General features: G+C 73.4%; 21 protein-coding genes, 1 pseudogene and 1 riboswitch. Of the genes and pseudogenes, 8 read left to right on the forward strand and 14 right to left on the reverse strand.

The annotated features are described in order from the left end of the window. From B0E54_RS28380 to B0E54_RS28415, 8 genes and pseudogenes are all read right to left on the reverse strand, one after another. A pseudogene (locus B0E54_RS28380) lies at window positions 1–632 on the reverse strand (hypothetical protein); the annotation flags it as partial. Then, complete coding sequence (locus B0E54_RS28385) at window positions 607–1089, reverse strand: phage tail protein (RefSeq protein WP_234589447.1); 483 nt, start codon at window positions 1087–1089, stop codon at window positions 607–609. The gene B0E54_RS28385 and the pseudogene B0E54_RS28380, both read right to left, overlap by 26 nt. A 3-nt stretch (window positions 1090–1092) precedes the next feature. After that, window positions 1093–2328 (reverse strand): phage tail sheath subtilisin-like domain-containing protein, encoded by a 1236-nt coding sequence (locus B0E54_RS28390; protein WP_234589452.1) that lies wholly within the window; start codon window positions 2326–2328, stop codon window positions 1093–1095. 23 nt (window positions 2329–2351) lie between these two features. Further along, window positions 2352–3050, reverse strand: a complete 699-nt coding sequence (locus B0E54_RS28395) for a carboxypeptidase-like regulatory domain-containing protein (RefSeq protein ID WP_234589455.1) — start codon at window positions 3048–3050, stop codon at window positions 2352–2354. Then, a complete protein-coding gene (locus B0E54_RS28400; RefSeq protein ID WP_234589458.1) occupies window positions 3047–3655 on the reverse strand; it encodes a glycine zipper family protein in 609 nt (202 codons plus the stop codon). Before B0E54_RS28400 ends, B0E54_RS28395 begins: the two co-directional genes overlap by 4 nt. 11 nt (window positions 3656–3666) lie before the next feature. After that, the gene (locus B0E54_RS28405; protein ID WP_234589470.1) at window positions 3667–4002 is read right to left on the reverse strand and encodes a hypothetical protein; all 336 of its coding nucleotides are present in this window, start codon (window positions 4000–4002) and stop codon (window positions 3667–3669) included. Between the two features lie 144 nt (window positions 4003–4146). Continuing rightward, the gene (locus B0E54_RS28410; protein WP_234589472.1) at window positions 4147–4938 is read right to left on the reverse strand and encodes a DUF3153 domain-containing protein; all 792 of its coding nucleotides are present in this window, start codon (window positions 4936–4938) and stop codon (window positions 4147–4149) included. Between the two features lie 194 nt (window positions 4939–5132). Beyond that, entirely contained in the window at window positions 5133–6296 is a 1164-nt protein-coding gene (locus tag B0E54_RS28415) for an FAD-dependent oxidoreductase (protein WP_234589485.1), read from the reverse strand. A gap of 67 nt (window positions 6297–6363) precedes the next feature. Between B0E54_RS28415 and B0E54_RS28420 the strand changes: the two genes are divergently transcribed. Further along, on the forward strand, window positions 6364–6993 hold the full coding sequence (locus tag B0E54_RS28420; RefSeq protein ID WP_234589487.1) for a TetR/AcrR family transcriptional regulator: 630 nt from the start codon (window positions 6364–6366) through the stop codon (window positions 6991–6993). Between the two features lie 229 nt (window positions 6994–7222). Continuing rightward, window positions 7223–8347, forward strand: coding sequence for an aromatic acid exporter family protein (locus B0E54_RS28425; protein WP_234589489.1), 1125 nt, complete (start codon window positions 7223–7225; stop codon window positions 8345–8347). Window positions 8348–8359: 12 nt separating this feature from the next. Here B0E54_RS28425 and B0E54_RS28430 read toward each other — a convergent pair whose 3' ends face one another. Then, window positions 8360–9061: an alpha/beta hydrolase gene (locus tag B0E54_RS28430; RefSeq protein ID WP_234589491.1), complete on the reverse strand. Its 702-nt coding sequence runs from the start codon at window positions 9059–9061 to the stop codon at window positions 8360–8362. A 77-nt stretch (window positions 9062–9138) separates the two neighbouring features. Next, window positions 9139–10128: a LacI family DNA-binding transcriptional regulator gene (locus B0E54_RS28435; RefSeq protein ID WP_234589493.1), complete on the reverse strand. Its 990-nt coding sequence runs from the start codon at window positions 10126–10128 to the stop codon at window positions 9139–9141. Window positions 10129–10290: 162 nt separating this feature from the next. On the opposite strand from B0E54_RS28435, the gene B0E54_RS28440 reads away from it, so the two are divergent. Together B0E54_RS28440 and B0E54_RS28445 are read left to right on the forward strand one after the other, a co-directional pair. Next, window positions 10291–11550: an MFS transporter gene (locus tag B0E54_RS28440; protein ID WP_234589526.1), complete on the forward strand. Its 1260-nt coding sequence runs from the start codon at window positions 10291–10293 to the stop codon at window positions 11548–11550. 73 nt (window positions 11551–11623) lie between these two features. After that, window positions 11624–12520, forward strand: a complete 897-nt coding sequence (locus B0E54_RS28445) for an aldo/keto reductase (RefSeq protein ID WP_234589529.1) — start codon at window positions 11624–11626, stop codon at window positions 12518–12520. A gap of 3 nt (window positions 12521–12523) precedes the next feature. On the opposite strand, the gene B0E54_RS28450 is transcribed toward B0E54_RS28445, so the two are convergent. Continuing rightward, entirely contained in the window at window positions 12524–13186 is a 663-nt protein-coding gene (locus tag B0E54_RS28450) for a hypothetical protein (protein WP_234589532.1), read from the reverse strand. A gap of 18 nt (window positions 13187–13204) precedes the next feature. Beyond that, the gene (gene helR / locus B0E54_RS28455; RefSeq protein WP_234589534.1) at window positions 13205–15388 is read right to left on the reverse strand and encodes an RNA polymerase recycling motor ATPase HelR; all 2184 of its coding nucleotides are present in this window, start codon (window positions 15386–15388) and stop codon (window positions 13205–13207) included. Between the two features lie 275 nt (window positions 15389–15663). On the opposite strand from helR, the gene B0E54_RS28460 reads away from it, so the two are divergent. Continuing rightward, the gene (locus B0E54_RS28460) at window positions 15664–15999 is read left to right on the forward strand and encodes a hypothetical protein (RefSeq protein WP_234589536.1); all 336 of its coding nucleotides are present in this window, start codon (window positions 15664–15666) and stop codon (window positions 15997–15999) included. A gap of 18 nt (window positions 16000–16017) precedes the next feature. Here B0E54_RS28460 and B0E54_RS28465 read toward each other — a convergent pair whose 3' ends face one another. Further along, window positions 16018–16821 carry an inositol monophosphatase family protein gene (locus B0E54_RS28465; RefSeq protein ID WP_234589538.1) on the reverse strand — a complete coding sequence of 268 codons (804 nt, stop codon included), beginning with the start codon at window positions 16819–16821 and terminating at the stop codon, window positions 16018–16020. Next, the gene (locus tag B0E54_RS28470) at window positions 16818–17711 is read right to left on the reverse strand and encodes a DUF5919 domain-containing protein (RefSeq protein ID WP_234589541.1); all 894 of its coding nucleotides are present in this window, start codon (window positions 17709–17711) and stop codon (window positions 16818–16820) included. The genes B0E54_RS28465 and B0E54_RS28470 overlap by 4 nt, the downstream gene beginning before the upstream one ends. A gap of 304 nt (window positions 17712–18015) precedes the next feature. Here B0E54_RS28470 and B0E54_RS32580 point away from each other — a divergent pair, with 304 nt between their 5' ends. The 3 genes from B0E54_RS32580 to B0E54_RS28480 form a co-directional block, all read left to right on the forward strand. Beyond that, window positions 18016–18141, forward strand: a complete 126-nt coding sequence (locus tag B0E54_RS32580; RefSeq protein ID WP_255787813.1) for a hypothetical protein — start codon at window positions 18016–18018, stop codon at window positions 18139–18141. 119 nt (window positions 18142–18260) lie between these two features. Beyond that, window positions 18261–18390, forward strand: a riboswitch (cobalamin riboswitch). Between the two features lie 285 nt (window positions 18391–18675). Next, window positions 18676–22344: a cobaltochelatase subunit CobN gene (gene cobN / locus B0E54_RS28475; protein ID WP_234589544.1), complete on the forward strand. Its 3669-nt coding sequence runs from the start codon at window positions 18676–18678 to the stop codon at window positions 22342–22344. Further along, a partial coding sequence (locus B0E54_RS28480) for an ATP-binding protein (RefSeq protein ID WP_374109329.1) occupies window positions 22341–23708 on the forward strand: 1368 nt, incomplete at its 3' end. The genes cobN and B0E54_RS28480, both read left to right, overlap by 4 nt.

Here is a 23708-nt window from a genome sequence, read left to right on the forward strand (position 1 = left end):
GACCCACCGGCCCGGCCCGCGTGCCGCGACCCGTCCGGCCCCACCGCACCCGTCCGCCCGAGAGCACCCGTCCCGCCGGGGCGGTATGCCTCGCCCGTTCCGGCGGGACCATCTGTCCGGCCGAGGCCGGCGGCCCTGGTGAGGCCGTGGCCCTCGGGTGCGCCGGGACCGCCCACCGTCCTCGGGTCGTCCGTCGCCCCGAGGACGTCCGCCGTACCGGCTGCCCGGCTGCCGGCAGCGTGGCCGTCGGGCTGGGCGGCCGGGCCGCGAACGCGGCGGCCGGCCCGCCCGGCGACACGCCGGTACGTCCCGGCGGAGCCGGCTCCTTCGTCGATCTCCTGAGCCGGAGTGAACGATGGCAGGCCACCTTCTCGCCTGTCGTCGCCGCCCGGCGTCCGCTCGACGCCGGTGGGGGTCGCGTCGAGGTCCAGTTCGCGCAGCAGGCCGGGGGCGTGTGCCGCGACCAGGTTCAGCCAGTGCGCGGGCGGCTCCCCGAGACGACGCGGCACCTGCGCCGGAGACGCCGCGGGTGCGCCGGTGTTCTCCACGAGGCCGGCGAGGCGGTGCACCGCGCCGGCCGCCGAGCGGAGCCGACCGGCCAGCCAGCTACGCGGGCGTCGGCGCGGCGGCACCGCCGGTCTCCAACTCCAGGCCCTCGTAGCGCAGCGTCAGCGACGCGATGGCGATCTCGTGGCCGACCGTGTTGAGGTGCGCCCCGCGCCACCGGGTGGGCCAGGCGTCGATCAGGTTCCAGCGCAGCACCTCGGCGGTGCCCGCGGAGTCCAGCAGCACCACCGACACGTTGCGGCGGTTGAGGGTGCCCTGTGCGGTGGCGTTCACCCAGTCCCACAGCTCGCGGGACGCGGTGAGGCCGAAGTGCAGGGTCACCGGCTCGTACTCGGCCTGGCCGGGGACCATCCGCGTCGGTCCGGGGCCGTGCTCGCGGTACGGCTGTCCGGGGATGTTCACCTCCAGCCCGCTCATCTCGGTGAAGTGGCCGTTGGTGACGCCGTTGATGAGGAGCCGGAAGTTGTACGCCCGGTACGGGTCGACCGGGGCGCCCGGCTGCGGGGTGGCTGTGGTGGGCATGTGTCAGCCTCCGATCGTCTCGGTCTCGGTGCCGCCGGCCCACTGGCTCAACTTGAACACCACGAACTCGGCGGGCTTGACGACGGCGATGCCGATGTGGGCGATCACCATGCCGGCGTCGCGGACGTCCACCGGGTTGGTCTCCTCGTCGCACTTGACGAAGAACGCCTCCTCGGGGGTGCGCCCGAGCAGCGCGCCGTCACGCCACACGCGGGTCAGGAACGCCCCGATGTCGCGCCGGATCGAACGCCAGAGGGTGAAGTCGTTCGGCTCGAAGACCATCCAGCGGGTGCCGTTGGCGATGGCCTGCTCGATGGCGATGCTGAGCCGTCGTACGTTGAGGTAGCGCCACTCGCTGGCCTCGGCGGCGAGCGTACGGGCGCCCCAGACGCGGATGCCCTCGCCGGCGAAGTAGCGGATCACGTTGACGCCCTTGGGGTTGAGCACGTCGTGCTCGGGGCGGGTGACCAGGTAGCCCAGGTTGACCGCGCCGCGCACGGGTTCGTTGGCCGGCGCCTTGTGCACGCCCCGCAGGGCGTCGGTGCGGGCCCAGATGCCGGCGAGGTGCCCGCTCGGCGGGGTGAGTTCCAACTCTCCGCTGATCGGGTCGCGTACCTCGATCCACGGGTAGTAGAACGCGCCGAACTCGGACTGCCGGGGCCGGTACGCCGGTCCCTCGCCGCCGCCGGACCCGCCGGGTCCGGCGCTGGCGGCCGCGCCCTCGGCGGGTTTGGGCGGCTTGCCGGAGGACGGGGTGGCGACCCGGGTCAGCGCGGAGATGTCGTCGATGTCCGGTGCCGGGTCGCAGATCGCCACCATGGTGCGGGTGCGCTCGGCCATGCTGAGCAGCGCCTCGTGGGACACCACGTCGTGAAAGCCCGGAGCGGCGATGATGGAGATCTCGTCGATGGCCTCCAGCAGTTGCAGGCCGCCGCGGCGCTGACCGGCGCCGGTGATGGCGCCGCCCTCGCCGACGTTCACCACCCAGCAGCGGGCGCCCCCGTTGTCGAGGAAGCCGAACACGGCCCGGGCCAGCGGGGTGCTCTCGACCTGGTTCCCGTCGGCGAACAGCCGCAGGAACTCGGTCCAGTTGTTGACCGGTACGGCCTTGCCCACGTGGGCGCCGCGGTTCGGGGCGACGCCGACGAACGCGGCGATGCTGGTGCTCGCCGGTCCGATCGGTCGGGCGCCGCTGGGGACCTCCTCGACGTAGATGCCGGGGGAGAAGTAGCTGGGCATCGGTCCTCCTGTACGGGTGGGCGTCAGTGGGTCGGTGGCGCGCAGACGATGACGATGTCGTCCTCGTCCGCGTCGACGTCGGCGGTGAGCACGAGACCGCGCCCGCGCAGCCGCAGCCGTACCGGGCCGGGGTGGTCGGGGTCGTGCGGGACCCCGGCGATCAGGAACCGGCCGTCGGGGCCGGTGCGGGTCGCGGAGGCGGTGCCGGGCAGCTCGACGCGCATGGCGGCGAGCGGTTGGTCCTCGGGGCCGACGACGCGACCGGCGAGGGTGCGCATCGACAGTTGGCGCAGCCGCAGCGGTTGCAGGACCGGCGGCGCGGCCGGCGTCGGGTGGTCCACCTGCGTCGGCACGTCGATCAGCAGTGCCGGTCGGGGCGGGGCGTCGAACGCGGTCCACAGCGCGGCGTCGCCGGCCTCCAGCACCACCGGGTAGCTGCCGTCGCTGGTGGCGGCGGTGAGCACCCGGTCCAGGATGGCCAGTCCGGCGGGCCCTGCCACGCAGAGCAGGTAGCGGACCGTGAACCGGTACGGCTCGCGGACCGCGCCGCTGGAGCGCGTCTGTCGGGCCGGGCGCAGTTCGAGGGGCCACAGGGTCAGCCCGTCGGCGTCGACGCCCGCGTGGGGCGGGCCGATCGGGACGGGTTCCCCCGCCACGCCGGTCAGCCATGCGGCCAGTTCGGCGGTGGCTGTCTCGATCGGTCCGCGCCCGTCGGTGGTCATCGCGGCGGCGTCCCCTGGATCCGGTACGCGATGGCCTCGTTCCACACGTGCGGGTAGACGCCGATCTCGAAGTAGCGGGTGAACCTGTTGATCGGCGCGTTGGTGTGGTCGTGGTAGAGCAGCCAGACCGGCGCGATGGTGAACAGCACGTAGTTCGCCAGCACCAGCGGGATGTAGAGCGGGCCGAGCAGTCGCGCCTGGAAGATGTGCACGTCCTCGTGGCGCTGGATGCCCGAGCTGGAGCCGGCGCAGACGGTGCCGATGGTGGTGGCGTAGCGGGGTGAGACGCCCTCCACCACGCTGACCCGGCCGCTGCCGGCCGAGGTGGGCCGGTCCAGCGAGTGCCCGAAGATCAGGTGCACCGCCAGGTAGATGGCCCCGACGACAGTGTTGAGCAGGCTCCACGTGTGGTCGACGACGAAGAGGAAGATGCCGCGCGCGTCTGGCGCGTACACCCCGGCGGAGGTGACCGCCCAGCCGAACACCACGCCGACCACCAGGCCCACGACGGCGCCGATGAGCAGGCCGACCGGGCCGCCGGCCAGCAGGCCGAGGACGGCGCCGACAGCGACCTGGATCGCCGCGCTGAGAATTCCGAAGATCATGACGTCACCCCTCAGACCCAGGAGCGGAAGACACGGGGCTCGCGACCGCTCGCGAGCTGGGTGGGCGTCGCCTGCCGGTTGCCGGGCGGGAACTGGCTGACGCCGAGCGCGGCGGAGAAGATCACCAGCGCGTTGAAGAACGCGATGACCCACTTCTCGCCGCCGGCCTCGTCGGCGAAGGCGGCGGTCAGGTAGGACAGCAGCAGCGCGATGACGATGGCGATCCACTTGCGGAGCTTGTCGCCGCTCGGGCCGAGGAGAGCGCCGATGACGTTGGTGGCCAGCAGGGTGGCGGCGCTCGCGCCGGCGATGGTCCCCAGAGCGGCCCAGGTGAAGAGATCGTTCACGGCGATCCCCCTTTTCTGCGATGGTGCGACCGGGATGTGGTGGTGGTGAGGTCCGGTGCTCCCGCTGGGGAGCACCGGCGCCGGTCGCCGTCGTCGCGGGCGGCCGGGGCCGGACGTGGCCGGCGCTGCCGGCCACCGGATGGATCAGCCGGGCCCGGGAGCGCCGGCGGGCGGGCCCGGCGAGGTCGGTCCCGGTGGCGTCGCGCCGGGTGCGGCCGGCGTCGTCGGGCGACGGCGGCGCAGCAGGAGTACGCCCACCGCGGCGAGCACCAGCAGCAGGAGTACGCCGCCGCCGACCAGCAGCCACGGGAAACCGCCGGAGTCGGCGTCGGCGGCTGCCGGTGCGGCCGACGGGCGGGGCGGCGCCTCGGCGACGGCCCGCAGTTCCATCGGCTTGTCCTGGTTGGAGTCGACCTTCCAGGTGACCGATCGGCCGTTGACTGTGCCATTGGTGTCGATCACGCGGCCGGGAAACGTCACCGAGATCTCGAACGACATCAGCTTGAGGAAAGCCTGCTGTTGTTGGGGATTCTGCTGGGCAATTTTCCCGCCGTATTTCGCCGGGTCCAGCGGCAACGTGAAACGGTAGAATTCGCCGTCTCGGACCAGTTTGACGCTCTCGCTGTCGAAGCTCGCCAGCGGTGCCCTGCGGTAATTGATCTGGGTGCCGAAGAGTTTGCTGTCCTCGTAGCTGGTCTCGTCGCCCGGCGGCAGCGCCGGAATGTTCTGCCGCAGCTCGGCGAAGGCCGCCGGGATGTTCTTGTTCCGGGAGCTGAGCAGGGACTTCTGGGCGGTCAGCAGCAACTGCCCGTCCACCGTGTCGTCGGCGTTGACGGTGAGCCCGATGTTGAGTTGCATGCAGCCGCTCAACGCGGCGAGAAGCAGGAGGCACACCGCGACGCGGAGTGCCCTACCGCGGTTGACTCTCCTGTTCATGCGCTCAGTGTGTGTGATCGCTTTCACCATGAGCAGTCAGCGATCGGTCACAAGGCAGTCGCCGATTGTACCGGCGCGCTGTCGTATTCGCCCGCTGTGGAAAGCGGCGCGAAAGAATAAACTGGAGTTTTGCGTCCCGACGGGCCCGACCCGGGCCGAGTAAATGATCGTGACCGGCGGGGTGGCCGTTTCGCTCAGCCCGCCGGTGGTCGCCAGTCGACCTGCCGGGTCATGCCGCGCAGGACGGCGCCGGCGGGGATCAGGCGCAGCGCGGCACCGCGTAAGGCGAGGGCGAGCGGGTTGCGCAGTTGTTGGCCGTACCTGCCGGCGCGCAGCGAGGCGCGGGCGATGGCCTGGCTGCGGGGGCGACGCTGCTGGTCGTATGCCGCCAGGGCGGCCGGCAGTCCCTGCGCGCCGCCGGAGCAGGCAACCCCGAGCACTACCGCGTCCTCGATCGCCTGCCCGGCGCCCTGTCCGAGGTTCGGCGTCATCGCGTGGGCCGCGTCGCCGAGCAGCGCCACCCGTCCCCGCACGTACGAGGGCAGCGGTGTGGCCAGGTGGTGGATGTCGTTGCGCAGCACCACCCCGGGCGGGGTCGCCGCCAGCAGGGCGGGAATCGGCTCGTGCCAGGCGCCGAAGTGCTCCCGTACGGCCGCCAGCTCGTCCGGGGCGTGGCCACCCGGCGGGGCGGTGAGTGCCGCGTACCAGTAGACCTGGCCCTCGCCGAGCGGCACCATGCCGAACTCGGCGCCGGGCCCCCAGGTGATCGCCGTCGGGATCGGGTCGGGGAACGCGACGGCGGCCCGCCAGGCCGTCGAGCCCGCGTACACCGGGGCCGGGATCTCCGGCCAGAGTTGGGTGCGCAGTCGGCTGTGCAGGCCGTCGGCGCCGACGACCAGGTCGGCGTCGAGGGTTCGCGGGCCGTCGGGGCGGCGGTAGCGCACGGTGGCCCGGTCGGGACCGGACTCGACGTGCTCGACCTCGGCGCCGGTGTGCAGCGTCGACGCGGGCAGCGCCTCGCGCAGGATGCGGTGCAGGGTGGCCCGGTGGATGCCGAGCGCGCTGGTGCCGAGCTGCCGGATCATCTCGGCCGCGTCCAGCCGGGACAGCCACCGGCCCCGCCGGTCGCGGATCCCGCCGGGAGCCTCGGCGTGCGCGCTGGACCGCAGCGCCGGGCTCAGGCCGAGGGCGTCCAGGGCGCGCAGCGAGTTCGCCATCAAAGTCAGCCCGGCGCCCACCTCGCGCGGTTCGGGGGCACGTTCCAGCACCGTCACCCGCCATCCGTGCCGGTGCAGGGCGAGCGCCGCGCTCAGCCCGCCGATGCCGCCGCCGACCACCACCGCGTGTGGCTCGCCCATGTCGCCCGCCCTTCTACACCTGTAGAAGAGTGATACTACCTGCGGACCTCGACGCCGAAGGAGACCCGTGACGGCCCGCGCCAACCGGATCGCGCTGCTGACCGACGCCGCCATCGAGCTGATCGCCGACGGCGGGATGCGGGCGCTGACCCACCGGGCCGTCGACGGTCGCGCCGGGCTGCCCGCCGGCACCACCTCGGCGTACCTGCGCACCCGGCAGGCGCTGACCGAGGCGGTGGTGGAACGCCTCGCCGAGCGCGACCGGGTCGACCTGGCCGCGTACGACCTGCCGACCGGTCCGCCCTCCCCGGCGCCGGGTCCCCGGCTCGACGGCGACGACCTCGACCGGCTCGCCGCCGGGGTGGCCGAGGTTCTCGACAGCTGGCTGAGTACCGGACGCAGCCGGACGCTGGCCCGCTACGCCTGCCTGCTGGAGGCGGTCCACCGCCCCGAACTGCGCGGCATCCTGCACCACGGCACCGGGCTGCGGGTGCAGGCACGGGACCTGCTGTCCCGGGCCGGAGCCACCGATCCCGACCGGCAGGGCGACCAGTTCGTCGCCTTCGTCGACGGGCTGCTCTTCGACCGTCTGGTCGGCGCCGGCGCGCTCACCGCCCCGGACCCCGGCGGTCCGGCGAGCCGCGCCGATCTCGCGGGCGCCGTCCGCACGCTGCTGCGCGCCCTGACCGGGAGCTGAGCCTCGGGCCGGTGACCGGTAGGCCGGTGCGCCGGTCCGGCCCTCGATCGGCGGCGCGTGCGGCGGGTCGACCACCGAGCGCGCCAGGACGGCGCGGGGGCCGTCGAGCAGCCCGGTGAGCAGGTCCGGCGCGCGATGGTGGACGATCGCGAGGCGCGCTCCGGGCTGCCGCACGGGCGCCGATGACCATGGGCGGGCCGGCGTGCGGTCGAGGTGGCGGAGGTGGACGATGGCGTGGTTCGGGGGCCTGCGGGTCGCCGGTCACCGGCTGCGGCAGGGCTGGCGGCCGGTGCTGGAGGCGACAGTCGCGGCGACCGTGGCCTGGCTGCTCGCCACCCGCCTGCTCGGGCATCCGCAGCCCTTCTTCGCGCCGGCTGCCGCGCTGATCGTGCTCGGTCAGGCTCGCGGGCAGCGGATCCGGCGGGCCGTCGAGGTGGTGCTCGGGGTGGCCGCCGGCGTGCTCGTCGCGGACCTGGTCGTGCAGGCGCTCGGCCCGGGCAGCACGTGGACCGTCGGCACCGTCATCCTGCTCACCGTCCTGCTCGCGGTCGCCTTCGGCGCCACCGGCGTGACCCTGGTCCAGGCCGCGGTCTCCGCGCTCTACCTGGTGGTGGTCGCACCACCGGACGGGTCGCTGGTGCCGTTCCGCTTCGTCGACGCGCTGGTCGGCGGCGCGGTGGCGCTCGCCGTCAGCCTCCTCGTCGACGCCCGGCACCCGCTCGCCCCGCTCGTCGCCGAGGTGCGACGGACCTTCGACGAGCTGGCCGGTCTGGTGGGCGGCATCGCCGACGCGCTGGACGGTCGCGACGAGTCGGCGGCGATGGCCGCGCTGACGCGGGCCCGGGGCATGGACGCGCGGGTCGGCGGGCTGCGCGAGGGCGTGCTCGCCGCCGGGGAGGCGCTGCGGCTCAACGTGCGTCGGCGCCGCCACATCGGCCGGCTGCGATCGGTGGACGAGTCGATCCGGCAGACCGACTACGTGGTCCGCAACGTGCGGGTGCTGGCCCGCGCCGGGGTGACGCTCAGTCGACTCCGGACCCCCACGCCGCCGGAGTTGGGCGAGGCGCTGCGCTGCCTGGTCGACGCGATCCGGGAGGCCGGCGACGCGCTCGCCGCCGACCTGGACGGGCGGGAGGAGGCCGCCGACCGGCACGCCGCCCGGGCGGACGAGACGGCGCTGGCCGCCGTCCACACCGCTGGGCAGCTCTTCGGGTCGACCCAGACCCTCCCACTCGCCATGGTCATCGGTCAGATCCGCGCGACGGCCATCGACCTGCTGCGGGGCGTGCACCCCGACGACGACGCCGCCGTCCTGGCCCGCGTGGACGAGGCCCTCGGCCTGCCCGCCGTGTGACCGGCGACCCCGTCATCCGGTGAGCCACTCGACGGCGCTCGCGCGGATCGGGTCCGGGACGTCGTGGCCGCCGGGGAACTCCTCGTACGTGACGTCGTAGCCGAGGCCGCGCAGGTGCGGCACGAAGCGGCGGCTGCACACGTCGATCGGCAGGACGCGGTCGTCCACCCCGTGCGAGACGAAGATCCGCGGCCGGCCGCGGACGAGCGGCGGCGCGGCGAAGCCGGGGGAGAAGGCCAGCACCGCGTCCACCAGGTCGCCGTTGGCCAGGCCCAACGACAGCGCGTACGAAGCCCCGTCGGAGAAGCCGCCAAGCGTCACACCACTGACGGGGTAGCCGTCGAACGCGCTGGCCACCAGCGCGTCGACGTGCTGCACGTCCACCCCGAAGCCGCCGGCGATCAGGTCCCAACTGGCCTCCGACGACTGCGGGGCGACCAGCAGCAGGTGCTGCGCGTCCGCCATCGACAGCAGCAGGTCCAGGCCCTGCCGTGCGACGCCGCCCGCCCCGTGCAGCAGCACCACCAGCCGGTACGCGGCCCCGCCGGCCGCCGGCTCCGGCACGTACGCCATCGCCGGCCGGCCGCCGTCACCGCCGGGCAGCGGTACGAGACCGGTCGGACCCGACACCACCGGCGGGTGCGCACGGGTGGTCAACCGGCCGTGCCGGGGACCCTGCGCGGACGCTCCGGTCGGCGGCGCGGAGTCGGACACGGACCACCACTCCTCGCGGTCGGCGAACGGTGCGAGGCGCTTACCCCGACCGTCCGCCGGTTAACCGGCCGGCCCGCTCAGGCGCTGTCGCGGGTCACGAGGGCGGACGGGAAGAGCGTCACCGGCGCGGCCGGGCGGCCGGCCAGCACGGCGGTGGCCGCCGCGGTGGCGATCCGGTCCACGGGGTGACTCGCGGTGGTCAACGCCGGCGCGGTCATGCCGGCCAGCGGGATGTCGTCGAACCCGGCCACCGCGACGTCACCGGGCACCCGCACACCGCCGTCGCGCAGCGCCGCGATCACCCCGAACGCGGTCTCGTCGCTGATCGCGTAGATCGCGTCCACGTCGGGCCAGCGGCGCAGCGCCTCGCCGGCCGCCGCGCGGCCACGCGCCGCCGTGAAGTCGCCGTCCACCACCCGCTCGGGCAGGCCGGCCTGGTGCATCAGATGGCGGTACGCCTGCACCGGGCGCTGCGAGCACGGCAGCCACGCCGGGCCGGTCACCATGGCGATCCGGCGGCGGCCCGTCGCGTACAGGTGGCGCAGCACCGCGCCGGCGCCAGCGGTGTTGTCGACGTCGAACGACGGCACCTCGGCCGAGCCGATGCCGATCGAGGCGATCCGGCCGTGCAGCGACCGGGGTACGGCGTCCAGGAGGGCCTCGGTGGTGTTGACCAGCACGACGCCGCACACGCTGCGGTCGGCGGCGAGCTGGTCCAGACCGCGTGGGTCGCCCAGCGGCAGCCAGTGCAGCGCCACCCCGACGCCGGCCGGCGCGCACACCCGGGCGGCCGAGCCGACGACCCGGTGCACGTACGGGTCGTCCAGCACCGCCGCGCTGGCCCCCGCGGCGGCCACCACCAGCCGTACGCCGCCGCCGCGCACCAGCGCCCGGGCGGCCGGGTTGGGCACGTAACCCAGCTGGTCGGCGGCCGTCACCACGCGCTCCCGGGCGTCCGGCGAGGCGAACCCCGTCCCGGCGATCACCCGCGAGGCCGTGGACCGGGACACCCCGGCGGCCCGGGCGACGTCCTCCAGAGTCGCCGGCCGGTGTGCCGCTGCCGTCATCGTGCCCTCCCCCCGGCGCCCGCCCGGGGCGGGCGTACGCCTGCCAGGAATCATCCTCCGGCCCGCGCGTCCCCGGTAAGGGGCCAACCCGCTTGTGGTGGTAGCGCTCTCAGGTGTGCGATCGTGCCAGGAGATCACCTGAGAGGAAGAGGACCCACAGCTGTGAGCGCCCCCACCAGCCCGGCCGTCGTCCCGGACGCCACCGTTTCCGAACGGATCGTCCGGCTCGCCCGCAACGGCGTCGCCGTCACCTTCACCCTGAACGGCCTGGCCGTCGGCAGCTGGTTCTCCCGGGTGCCGGCCGTCCGGGAGGCGCTGGACCTGTCCGCCGGGCGCCTCGGCCTCCTGCTGCTGGCGATGAGCGTCGGTGCGCTGCTGGCCATGCCGACCTCCGGGCTGCTCGCCCAGCGTCTCGGCTCGACCCGCACCGTGACCATCGCCACCGTGCTGGTCGCGGTGGGCCTGATCGTGGCCGGGGTGGGCGCCACGGTCGCCGGGTCGGTAGTCGTCGTCGCGGTCGGGCTGGTCGCCTTCGGCTACGGCTCCGGCGCCTGCGACGTGGCGATGAACGTCGAAGCCGCAGCCGTGGAGCGGCGGTTGGGGCGGACGATCATGCCTCGTTTCCACGCGGCCTGGAGCCTCGGGTCGGTGGCCGGCGCCGGCCTCGGCGCGGGTGCCGCCCGCCTGGACGTGCCGGTCGGCGCGCACCTCGCCGCCGTGGCCGTGGTGGTGCTCGTCGGCACCGTGCTCGGCAGCCGGCTGTTCCTGCCGGTCGTCGACGACGCGGTCGACGGGTCGACCGATACCAGCCCGGCCGGCCGCCGCCGGGCCCAGCTCGCCGCGTGGCGGGAGCCGCGCACCCTGCTGATCGGGCTGTTCGTGCTGGTGGCCGCGTTCACCGAGGGCAGCGCCAACGACTGGTTGGCGGTCGCGTTCGTCGACGGCCGGGACCTGAGCGAGGCGGCCGGCGCGGCGGTCTTCGGGGTCTTCGTCGTCGGCATGACCCTCGGGCGCACCGCGGGCACGCTCGCCCTGGACCGGTGGGGCCGGGTGCCGGTGCTCTGCGGCACCGTCCTGCTCGCCGCCGCCGGCGCCGCTCTGGCCGTGCTGGCCGGCTCGGGGCCGGTGGCCATCGTCGGTGTCGCGCTGTGGGGGGTCGGCGCGTCGCTGGGCTTCCCGGTCGGCATGAGCGCGGCCGCCGACGAGGAGGCGCACGCGGCGGTGCGGGTCAGCGTGGTCGCGGTGATCGGCTACACGGCCTTCTTGGGTGGGCCGCCGCTGCTGGGCCTGCTCGGTGACCACGTCGGCATCCTGCGGGCGCTGCTGGTGGTGCCGCTGCTGCTCCTGCCGACGCTGGCGCTGGTGCCGGCGCTGCGCCCACCGCGGGCCGGTGGGTCGGCTCCGGCAGCACAGAAAAACTAACCCAGATCGCCCCGCGGCGGTATCGGGTGCGCGGCCGAGTGCGTCGCGCGCCCGCGCTGGCTACGGTCGCCCGATGCCAACCGACGAGATCACCGCCGCCGCGGCGGGCAGCTGGACCCTGGGCGACCGCACCGTGCACCGGATGGGCTTCGGCTCGATGCGGATCACCGCGAACCCCGACCGCGACCGTGCGATCGCGCTGCTGCGCACCGCCGTGGAGCTGGGCGTCAACCACATCGACACGGCCGCGTTCTATGTCTCGCCCGGAGGGACCCTGCGGGTGGGCACCGGCCCCACCCGCTACGCCACCGAGCTGATCCGCGCGGCGCTCGCCCCGTACCCCGAGGATCTGGTCATCGCCACCAAGGTCGGCTTCGGCTACGACCCGGTGGCCGGATTCACCGAGGCGGAGACCCCCGCGCAGCTGCGCGCCCAGGTCGAGGAGAACCTGCGCCGCCTCGGCCGCGACCGGCTGGACGTGGTGAACCTACGGCTCGGCCGGGGGCCGGGCGCGGTGCCGCTGGCCGAGCGGTTCGGCGCCCTGGCCGAGCTGCGCGCCGCCGGGCTGATCCGGCATCTCGGGCTGTCCAACGTCCGACCCGAGCAGGTGGACGAGGTGGCGGGCATCGCGCCCGTGGTCTGCGTGCAGAACAACTACGGCGTGGACGCGTACCGGGAGCAGGACGCCTTCGTCCGCGCCTGCGGCGAGCGGGGCATCGCCTACGTGCCCTTCTTCGCGCTGGCCGGCACGAATCGGGAGGCGGGTGCGCGCGCCGAGCAGGGCGCGGCAGTCGAGGCGGTGGCCCGGGCCCACGGCGTCACCCCCCAGCAGGTACGCCTGGCCTGGACACTGCACCAGGGCCCGCACGTCCTCGCGATCCCCGGCACCGGCGACCCGGCTCACCTGCGGGAGAACATCGCCGCCGCCTCCCTGCGCCTGACCCCCGAGGACCTGACCCGCCTGGCCTGAACCTCACCGGAGCCAGACCCGGAGGGGGCCCACGGGGAGGAAGCCGGCTCGGCGGGCGGGTGCCAGGTCGGGGATGGTTTCGTAACCGACCAGGGGCACGCCGGGCAGGGTGGCCACGATCGCGTGCCAGATCTCGTCCGGGTCGTCGCTGTGGCTGAACACGTTGGAGACGCCGGCCGGGTCGTCGCCGCTGACGACCGCCCCGCCGACCACAGCGCCCCGCTCGTCGTGACGGGCCAGCACCCGGATGCGCCCGTCGGCCAGCAGCGCCGGGCGGAACAGCTCCCCACCGCCGTGCGCGCTCGCCCAGGCCGCCAACCCCTGCCCGGTGGTGACCGGGGTGAGCGGGGTGCCGGTCGGCGTGCCGGTCGGCGGGCGGTGGATCCACTGCGCGTCGAAGAGCACCCGGAATCCGTACGCCGAGAGGTCGAGGTCGGCGAAGCTGTCCTTCACCGACGCGCCGGGCCCGACGTCGATCCGCGCCAGCAGCGCCTCGGGGTCGACGCCGGGGCGCAGGGTGACCGCGTCCGGATACCACTGTGGGGAGCGGCGGGGCACCGACCACGCGTCGGCGTCGAACCGGCCGGCCAGCCCATGGCTGGCGCACACGGCGTCGCACCATCGCGCGTTGTCGTGCGCCGCCGCCTCCCGTACGTCAGTCGTCACGCCCGGCAGCCTACGAGGTCAGGACCCGGTGAGGACGACGAGTTTCTGGGTCGCGCGGGTCATCGCGACGTACCTGTCGACAGCCCCCTGGACGCCCTCGCCGAACGCCTCCGGGTCGACGAGGACGACCAGGTCGAACTCCAGCCCCTTGGACAGTTCCGGGGTCAGCGACCGGACGCGGTTCGTCGCCGGCCCGAACGTGGGGTCGCCGATGACGCAGGCGATCCCGTCGGCGTGCTCCGCGAGCCAGCCGTCGACGATCGTGTCCAGCTCGCGTACCGATCCGTGGGTCACCGGAATCCCGTTGCCGCGGATCGAGGTCGGCACGTTCGCGTCCGGGAGCACGGTCCGGATGACCGGTTCGGCCTCGGCCATGACCTCCCGTGGCGTCCGGTAGTTGATGCTCAGCGAGGTCATCCTCACCCGGTCCAGGCCGACGCGCCGCAGTCGTTCCTGCCACGACTCCGTGAACCCGTGCCGGGCCTGGGCGCGGTCCCCGACGATGGTGAAGCTGCGCGACGGGCAGCGCGACAGCAGCATCTGCCACTGCGCGTCGGTCAGCTCCTGCGCCTCGTCCACGACGATGTGCGCGAACGGGCCGGCCAGCAGATCCGCGTCCGCGCTGGGGAGTACGGCCTCGTCGACCAGCGCGTCCTGCAGGTCCAGTTGGCGCAGGCTCGACAGCACACCCTCGCCGTCGTCGTAGGCGTGGGCCTCGATCAGCTCGTCGACGACAGTCGCCATGCGCGCGCGTTCGGCGGCGATGGTGGCCTCGTGGCGGCGGGTACGCCCCGACGCCTCCGGGTCGCCGAGGCGCTGCCGTGCCGCGTCCAGCAGCGGCAGGTCGGAGACCGTCCAGGCGCGGGCGTCGACGCGCTGGAGCCGGCGGATGTCCTCGGGGTCGAGCCAGGGGGCGCACCTGCGCAGATAGGCGGGCACCGACCACAGGTCGGCGACGATGTCTGTCGCTTCGAGCAGTGGCCAGGCGCGGTTGAACGCCGTCCGCAGCTCCCGGTTGCGCACCAGCGACCCGCGCACCAGGTCGTCCGACTCGTCGCCGTCGTACCTCCCGAGCAGGATCGCCAGCAGCTCCTGAAAGATCTCGTCACGCGCCTCGTTGTGCGGCGTGCCGGGTCCGGGCGCCTCGAACGCCTGGGCCCAGTCGTCCGCGCTCAGCCGCACGTCAATGTCGCCGGCCGTGACCGTCATCGCCGTCGTCGGCGGCTCCTCGTAGAACCGCACGGCCGCCTCGATCGCCCGCACCAGGTCCGCGGAGGACTTCAGGCGGGCCACGTCCGGGTCGGCTTCGAGCGTCGCCGCGGCACCCTCGGGTACGAGGTCACGCAGGGTGCAGGTCTGCACGTCATCCTCGCCGAGGCTGGGCAGCACGTCGGCGACGTACGCCAGGTAGGGCTCGTGCGGGCCGACGAACAGCACCCCGCCGCGGCGGTGCCCGAGGCGGGGGTCGGAGTAGAGCAGGTACGCGGTGCGGTGCAGCGCCACGACGGTCTTGCCGGTGCCGGGCCCGCCGTCGACGACGAGAGCGCCCCGCGATCCGGCCCGGATGATGGCGTCCTGGTCGGCCTGAATGGTGCCGAGCACGTCGCGCATCCGGGCCGACCGGTTGCCGCCGAGGCTGGCGATGAACGCGGACTGGTCGTCGAGCGCCGCGTGTCCCTCGAATCCGTCCGGGGTGAACACCTCGTCCCAGTAGTCGCTGATGCGGCCGAGCGTCCAGCGGTACCGACGCCGGCTCGCCAGGCCCATCGGGTTGGCGTGGGTCGCACCGAAGAACGGCTCGGCCGCCGGGGAGCGCCAGTCGAGCAGCAACCGCCGGCCGTTGCCGTCGGTGAGGCCGAAGCGTCCGATGTAGACGGGTTCGGGGTCGTCCGCGCTGACGATGCGCCCGAGGCACAGGTCCAGACCGAAGCGACGCAGGGCGCGCAGGCGGCCGGTCAACCGGCGGATCTCCTCGTCCCGGACGACCGCCTGGCGGCCCTTGCCGGCCGGTGCCCGGCGCTCGACGTCGAGGCGGTCGGACAGGTCGGCGATCGACTGTTCCAGGCTCGCCGCGATGACCGCGAAGTGCTGCTCGTCGCGGGTGATCAACGCCGGGTCGGCCTTGGCGGCGAGGTTGTCGGGAAGATCAAACACGCTGGTGTTCAGCGGGTTCACGTCAGGTTGCTCCGATCTGGGGTGCATGTGCCGAGCGGAGTCGGGCCGTTGCTCAGCGTGCGAGAACGTGGTCCGGCCGGCAATTCTGCGGCACGACCCGGGTCTTGCGGCAAGGCCCCCATTGCGGTATACGTTAAGAGTGGCAGGGATTGAGTGCATTCCTCTCCCTTGATCAACCCTCATGCGAGCTACCGCCCGTCTCTGTCGGGTGCGCGTCTCGTCAGCCCGCTCTCATGCGCCGTGCAGCGTATTGCCAGGAATCGGTGCTGAACTGGAGAGGCGTCCGAGGAGAGGGGCTGGACATGGGCTGGTTCAACCGGCGGTCACGGGGCACCGAGGCGACCCCGACGAAGCTGGACCGCGAGGCCACCCGGGACGATCTCGCCGCGCTGGAGTCGTTCGTCGCCAGCCGGCGGGGAGTGGAGTTCTACCTGGAACCGGAGACCACCGCCACCGACACCACGGTGGTGGCGATCGCCCACGACGGCGAATGGATCCGTCGCCGCACCGGCACACCCCGCGCGGCGGGCGCCATCGCCCGCAAACACGCCGTGCCGCTGTACGAGGCGGCCCGCACCGGCTACCCGGAGCGCATGCGGGTGTGGAATCGGGCCCACCCGGAGCGCCACGCCCGCTGATCGGGCCTGCTGTCCCGGTCAGGCTGCCACACGCGCCAGCGACCGCTCGACGAGCGTGAGGATGTCCGGCAGCAGCAGATCGTTGCCGCCGACGGTGGCGGTCGCACAGGTGCTGTGGGCAGTGCCATCGAGGTCGACCACCTGAGCGCCAGCCTCCTGAGCGATCACTACACCGGCGGCGGTGTCCCAGGGCTTGTTGTTGAGCATGATGAACGCGTCGATCCTGCCCTGGGCCAACCACGCGAGGTCGATCGCGGCGGAGCCGTGCATGCGTACTCGCTGAACGTGCCGGGTGAGTTCCTCGGTAATGGCGAGTCGATCGGCGTTCTTCCGGCTGGCGTCGGCACCGACGGCGTAGTCGCCGATGGCGACGACGGCGTCCTTCAGGTCGCTGACTCGGCTGGCGCGGATGCGGTCGCCGTTGGCGTACGCGCCATGTCCCTCAACGGCGTGGTAGCGGGTGCCGAGGAACGGCAGGTCGATGACGCCGAGGACGGATCGGACGCTTTGGACGAGACCGAGCGAGATTCCGCACAGCGGTGAGCCGTGGATGAAATTGACGGTCCCGTCCACCGGGTCGAAGGTCCACGTGAGTGTGCTGGTGTTACCACTGGTGCCGTACTCCTCGCCGAGGAACCCGATGTCGGGTGCCTTCGCGGCCAGAAGCTCGCGAACCTCTCGCTCGATGGTGTAGTCCAACTCGGAGGCCATGTCACGGTCGTCCTTGAAGGTGAGAGCACCAGGCTGGACGGTCCGCATAAGGCCATGCGCCAGATCGATGGCCTCGTGTGCGAGCGGAAGGAGATCGACGTAGTCATTCATGGCTGGCTGCTGCGCTCCCAGAGCGAGGTGAAGATCCCGTCGAATACCGCGTACAGGCCGGAGGTGTGCACGGTGCGTTCGATCACCATCGTCGGGCAATCGACGCCGCGCATTCGCGGCAGATAGTGCTGGACGACGCAGAGCCGGTCGTCGATCAGGAGGACGTTGGCACGGATCGACTCGTCGTACACGCGCACGGCGAGACGGTCACGCGCGCCCGACGTGAGCTGGGTGCGGATCCGGCGCGTCAGGTTCTGAATGTTGAGGTCGGTGAGCGCGCTGAGATGCCCCTGCGGATAGTCGTCCTCGCGCTCCTGCCGTCTGATCGCCTCGCCCCCGGGGTCGAGGAAGAGGCAGCGGAGGTGACCGCCACCGTCGAGGAACCTCAGGAGCTGAGTGTCGGCGTACTGCTGGCAGATGATGTTGAGTGACAGGCCGGCCGCCCGGATGTCCCTGGCATTGTCGAAGAGGACGTGCGGAGGAAGTTCGGCGGTGAAGTCCGACCGGCTGGCGAAGATCGCGGCAACATCGGCATACCGGCCCGGAACAGTCATGTCGAATTGTCGTTCATCGACGTCGTGTATTGCGGAGGCCGATTGATGCTCGCCCAGAAGGAGTGTCATCTGAGCGTGCCGGGGCATGGACAGGCCGGCGCAGATACGGGTCAGGACGTCAATGCTGCTGACCCGTCGGGCGCCGCTGGTGATCTCGCTGACCTGAGCCTGGCTGAGGCCGGTGGCGCTACCCAGAGTGGTCTGGCTCGCTCCGGTGGCATGCTGCACGAGCCGGAACACCTGAGCGATGTCCCGGGCGGCCAACGCGTCGAGCAGGTCCGCGCTGTCCCAGAGTGACTGGGGAACGGTGAAGGGTCCAGTCGTTCGGACGGGCACGGTGGCTCCCTTCCCGTGTGGGACGAGGGTCACTGTAACCAGCGGCCGAAGTGAACTGCCGTGGCGACATCCGGAGGAAGGATGAAAAGTATCCGTCGAGGAACCACCCGCCGTGATGGGATGCGACGGCTACGGCCAGCATGGTCAGGGGGTGAGACTTCCGTGCCGCCCGCACTTGCCGATGCGACCCGCTTGGCTGTGCCGCAACTGTGCCGCCCCGTGGCCGTGCTCTCGGGCGCAACTCGACCTCGTCGGGGAGTTCTACGGTCATTCCCTCGCGCTTGCCCTCTATCTGGCGTCCTGCATGAACGAGGCGATCCAGGACCAGTTCAACCTGGGCGGTCATCCCGACCTCGTCGAGATGCACGCGCGTTTTCTCGGCTGGCTGTCTCTGACTCGTCGACCCCGCCACCGTCGGCCCGAGCGGTGAACCTCGCCGGCAACACCTCTGATCGCAATATGTCGATTAATCGTGGCCGTTGGCGTGCGCAGGGGTGGCGTTGACCGGCAGCCGACCGGTGTGGCAGCATTCGCGGCCTGACGGCAGTGAAGGAAGTCGGTGCGAATCCGACGCGGTCCCGCCACTGTCACCGGGGAGCGATCCCCCCTCGTGAGTCACGGCCGTGTGTCTGCGGTTGGAAGGCCGGGGGAGAGCGTCGATCCGGAAGCCAGGATACTTCGGCCGTCGGGACGTACCCCAGGGCGTGGACACCCGAGGAGGACCCGATGACGCTTGGCGTCTCCATCATCATCGACGGCTGCTGCCGTCTTGCGCACCGCGGCCGTGCCGTCGCCGCGATCGGCATCGACTCCGTTCACCGCTGAGTTCCGGACCGCCCCGCCCGTCGCTCCCGGCCGCAGGCCGCTGAGCCGGCCGGATCGCGGCGTCCGCTGAACCCTGCGCCCATCCCACGTCGCCAGGCCGCTCTCGCGAGCGTGCCGACGTTACCGTCCGGAGCCTGCCGTGCGCGTTCTGCTGCTCTCCACCGCCGACACCGATCTGCTGGCCGCCCGCGCCAGTGACGCCGACTACCGGCTCGCCAACCCGGCGCGGGTGGCGGCCGACGAGGTGCCCGCCCTGCTCGACGGCGTCGACCTCGCCGTCGTACGCCTGCTCGGGGGTCGGCAGGCGTGGCCGGACGGCCTCGCCGCGGTCCTCGCCGGCGGCGTGCCGACTGTCGTGCTCGGCGGGGAAGCGGTGCCCGACGCGGAGCTGATGGCGGTCTCCACGGTGCCGTCCGGAGTGGTCACCCAGGCGTTGGCGTACCTGGTGGAGGGCGGGCCGGACAACCTCGGGCACCTGGCCCGGTTCCTCTGCGACACGGTGCTGCTCACCGGCGAGGGGTTCGCCCCGCCCGCGTCCACCCCGGCGTACGGCGTGCACGGCGACCACCCGACGGACCCGCGGCGGCCCACCGTGGGGATCGTCTTCTACCGGGCGCACGCCCTCGCCGGCAACACCGCCTTCGTCGACGTTCTGGCCGAGGCCGTGCGGGAGGCCGGCGGCAACCCACTGCCGATCTTCTGTGGCTCGCTGCGGGGCCTGACCACGGGCGCGGGCCCGCTCGGGCTGTTCGCCCGCTGTGACGCGCTGCTGGTCACCGTGCTCGCGGCCGGCGGCGCGGTCGCCGCCGACGCGTCCGGGGGTGGTGACGAGGACGCGTGGGACGTCGGCGCCCTCGCCGCCCTGGACGTGCCGGTCATCCAGGCCCTCTGCCTGACCAGCACCCGGGAGCAGTGGGCCGCCAGCGACGCCGGGCTGTCCCCGTTGGACGCGGCGATGCAGGTGGCCATCCCCGAGTTCGACGGCCGGATCGTCACCGTGCCGTTCTCGTTCAAGCGCATCGACGCGGACGGCCTCTCGGTCTACGCCGCCGACCCGGAGCGGGCCGCCCGGGTGGCCGGCATCGCGGTGCGTCACGCCCGGCTGCGGTACGTGGCCAACGCCGACAAGCGGGTCGCCGTGGTGCTCAGCTCGTACCCCACCAAGCACTCCCGGGTCGGCAACGCCGTCGGGCTGGACACCCCCGTCTCGGCGGTCCGACTGCTCGCCGCGCTGGCCGAGGCGGGTTACCACCTGGGGGACGCGCCGCCGCCCGACGACGGCGACGCGCTGATCCACGCCCTGATCGCCGCCGGCGGGCACGACGTGGAGTGGCTCACCCCGGAGCAGCTGGCCGCCGCCGAGGCGCGGGTGCCCGGGCCGACGTACCGGCGGTGGTTCGATCAGGTGCCGGCCGGGCTGCGCGAGCGGATGCGGGAGCACTGGGGTGAGCCGCCCGGCGAGTTGTACACCGACGGCGGCGACATCGTGCTCGCCGGACTGCGCTTCGGCAACGTGGTGCTGCTCATCCAGCCGCCGCGCGGCTTCGGGGAGAACCCGATCGCCATCTACCACGACCCGGACCTGCCGCCCAGCCACCACTACCTGGCCGCGTACCGCTGGCTGGCCGCGCCCGTCGCGGACGGCGGGTTCGGCGCGGACGCCGTGGTGCACCTGGGCAAGCACGGCACCCTGGAGTGGCTGCCCGGCAAGGGCCTCGGCCTGGCCGCCGACTGCGCCCCCGACGCGGTCCTCGGTGACCTGCCGCTGGTGTACCCGTTCATCGTCAACGACCCCGGCGAGGGCACCCAGGCCAAGCGCCGCGCGCACGCCGTGGTGATCGACCATCTGGTGCCGCCGATGGCCCGCGCCGAGACCTACGGCGACCTGGCCAAACTGGAACAACTGCTCGACGAGTACGCCACCGTGCAGGCCCTCGACCCGGCCAAGGTGCCCACCGTGCGGGCCCAGATCTGGGACCTGGTGCGCGCCGCCGAACTGCACCACGACCTGCACGCCGAGGCGATGCCCGACGCCGACGACTTCGACGACTTCGTGCTGCACCTCGACGGGTACCTCTGCGAGGTCAAGGACGTGCAGATCCGCGACGGGCTGCACATCCTCGCCGACGCGCCGACCGGCGAACCCCGGGTCAACCTGGTGCTCGCCGTCCTGCGCGCCCCGCAGATCTGGGGCGGCGCCCACGCCCTGCCCGGCCTGCGGCAGGCGCTCGCCGCCGCGTACGGCCTCGACGAGCAGGAGCTGCTCGCGTCGCCCGGACAGCGGATCGCGGTGCCCACGGCGCTGACCGACGCGGTGGACGGGCCCGCCGGCACGGCCGCCGACGCCGTCGACCTGATCGAGGCGCTCGCCCGGCGGTTGGTCGTCGGCATGGAGACCCTGGACTGGGCCGCGGACGCGGCCGACGCGGTGGTCGCGGAGGTGACCGGCCAACCCATCCCGGACGTCGCCGCGGTGCTGCGGTTCGCGGCCACCGAACTGGTGCCCCGGCTGGCGCGCACCACCGACGAGCTGAGGAACACCCTCGGGGCGCTCGACGGGCGGTTCGTGCCGCCCGGCCCGTCCGGTTCACCCACCCGGGGCCTGGTCAACGTGCTGCCCACCGGCCGCAACTTCTACTCCGTCGACCCGAAGGCCATCCCCAGCCGCAACGCCTGGGACGTCGGGGTGGCCCTCGCCGATTCGCTGCTGGCCCGGCACCTCGCCGACACCGGCGCGTACCCCCGCTCGGTGGGGTTGACCGTGTGGGGCACCAGCGCCATGCGCACCCAGGGCGACGACATCGCCGAGGTGCTCGCGCTGCTGGGCTGCCGTCCGGTGTGGGACGAGCGCTCCCGGCGGGTCACCGGCGTCAAGGTGGTGCCGACCGTCGAACTGGGCCGGCCCCGCGTCGACGTGACAGTGCGCATCTCCGGCTTCTTCCGCGACGCGTTCCCGCACGTCGTGGCGCTGCTCGACGACGCCGTGCGGCGGGTCGCCGCGCTCGACGAGCCGGACGAGGAGAACTACCTGCGGGCGCACGTCGCCGCCGACCTGGCCGAGCACGGTGACGAGCGCCGGGCCACCGCCCGGATCTTCGGCTCCAAGCCCGGGGCGTACGGCGCGGGTCTGCTGCCGCTGATCGACGCGCGGACCTGGCGCAGCGACGCCGACCTCGCCGAGGTGTACGCGGTGTGGGGCGGCTACGCGTACGGCAGGGGCCTGGACGGGCGGGAGGCGCGGGCCGACATGGAACGGTCCTTCGCCCGGATCGCGGTGGCGGTGAAGAACCAGGACACCCGCGAGCACGACATCGTCGACTCGGACGACTACTTCCAGTACCACGGCGGGATGGTGGCAATGGTCCGCCACCTGACCGGCACGTCACCGGCGGCGTACGTGGGTGACTCGGCGATGCCGCACGACGTGCGCACCCGCACACTGGGCGAGGAGACCCGGCGGGTCTTCCGGGCCCGGGTGGTCAACCCGAAGTGGATCGCCGCGATGCGCCGGCACGGCTACAAGGGCGCGTTCGAGCTGGCGGCCACGGTGGACTACCTCTTCGGCTACGACGCCACGGCCGGCGTGGTCGACGACTGGATGTACGAGCACCTGGCCGCCGCGTACCTGTTCGACGACACGACCCGGGAGTTCCTGGAGCGGTCCAACCCCTGGGCGCTGCGTGGCATCACCGAGCGGTTGCTGGAGGCCGCCGACCGGGGGCTGTGGGCCAAGCCGGAGCCGGCCACCCTGGACCGACTCCGCGACACGTACCTGGCCAGTGAGGGCGACCTGGAGGACCGGGTGTGAGCGCGAGGAGTGAGCCGGTTTTGCGAGCCCCGCAGTCGCGAACGAAAGAGGGCCCAGTGATCACGTACCCGTTCAGCGCGGTGCTCGGCATGGCCGACATGCGGCTGGCGCTGCTGCTCAACGCTGTCTCCCCGGCGATCGGCGGGGTCCTCGTGCGCGGCGAGAAGGGCACCGCCAAGTCCACCGCCGTGCGGGCCCTCGCCGCGCTGCTGCCCCCGGTGCTCCGCGTCGCCGGCTGCCGCTTCGGCTGCGATCCCGCCGAGCCCGACCCGGGCTGCCCGGACGGGCCGCACCCGGCCGACGCCACCGCCGAGACCGGTCCGGCCCGTCTCGTGGAGCTGCCGGTCGGCGCCGCCGAGGACCGGGTCGTCGGCTCGCTCGACCTGGAGAAGGCCCTCGGCGAGGGCGTACGCGCCTTCGAACCGGGCCTGCTCGCCGCCGCGCACCGGGGCGTCCTCTACGTCGACGAGGTCAACCTGCTGCACGACCACCTCGTCGACCTGCTTCTCGACGCCGCGGCGATGGGCCGCAGCCACGTCGAGCGCGAGGGTGTCTCGATCAGTCATGCGGCCCGCTTCCTGCTGGTCGGCACCATGAACCCGGAGGAGGGGGAGCTGCGCCCGCAGCTGCTGGACCGCTTCGGGTTGACCGTCGAGGTGGGTGCCAGCCGCGATCCGGAGGTGCGGGTCGAGGTGGTGCGTCGCCGGCTCGCCGCCGACGCCGACCCGGCGGGCTTCGCCGCCCGGTGGGCCGACGCCGACGCCCAGGTCGCCGCCCAGGTGGCCGCCGCCCGCCGCCGGCTTCCCGGGGTACGCCTTCCGGACGCTGCGCTGCGGCAGATCGCCGAGGTGTGCGCCGCCTTCGACGTGGACGGCATGCGCGCCGACATCGTCACCGCCCGTGCCGCTCTCGCCCACGCCGCCTGGCACGGCCGGGACCGGGTCACCATCAACGACGTACGGGTCGCCGCCCGCCTCGCCCTGCCGCACCGCCGCCGCCGTGATCCGTTCGACACGCCGGGCCTGGATGAGAAGCGCCTCGACGAGGCGTTGCAGCGCGCCCAGGACGCCCACCCCGACGAGCCGGACGACGACGGTGGCCCGCATGACGGCGGCCCCGCTGGCCCGCGTCCCGACGGCTCGGACCCCGACGGCGGTGGCTCCGGCGGGCACGGCGGCCCGGACGACGGCAGCTCCGACAGTCGTGGCCCGGACGGCGGTGACCCGCGGAGCGGCCCCGACGGTGGCGGCATGCCCGCTGACCAGGCTGCATCCGGCGCGGCCGAGCGCGCGGGGGCAGGTGCCGACACCGGCCCGGTCGGACGCGTCGAGTCGCCGAACGGGCGCGACGACGGATGGCCCCCC

Source organism: Micromonospora sp. MH99, assembly GCF_021442385.1.
Taxonomy (GTDB): Bacteria; Actinomycetota; Actinomycetes; order Mycobacteriales; family Micromonosporaceae; genus Micromonospora.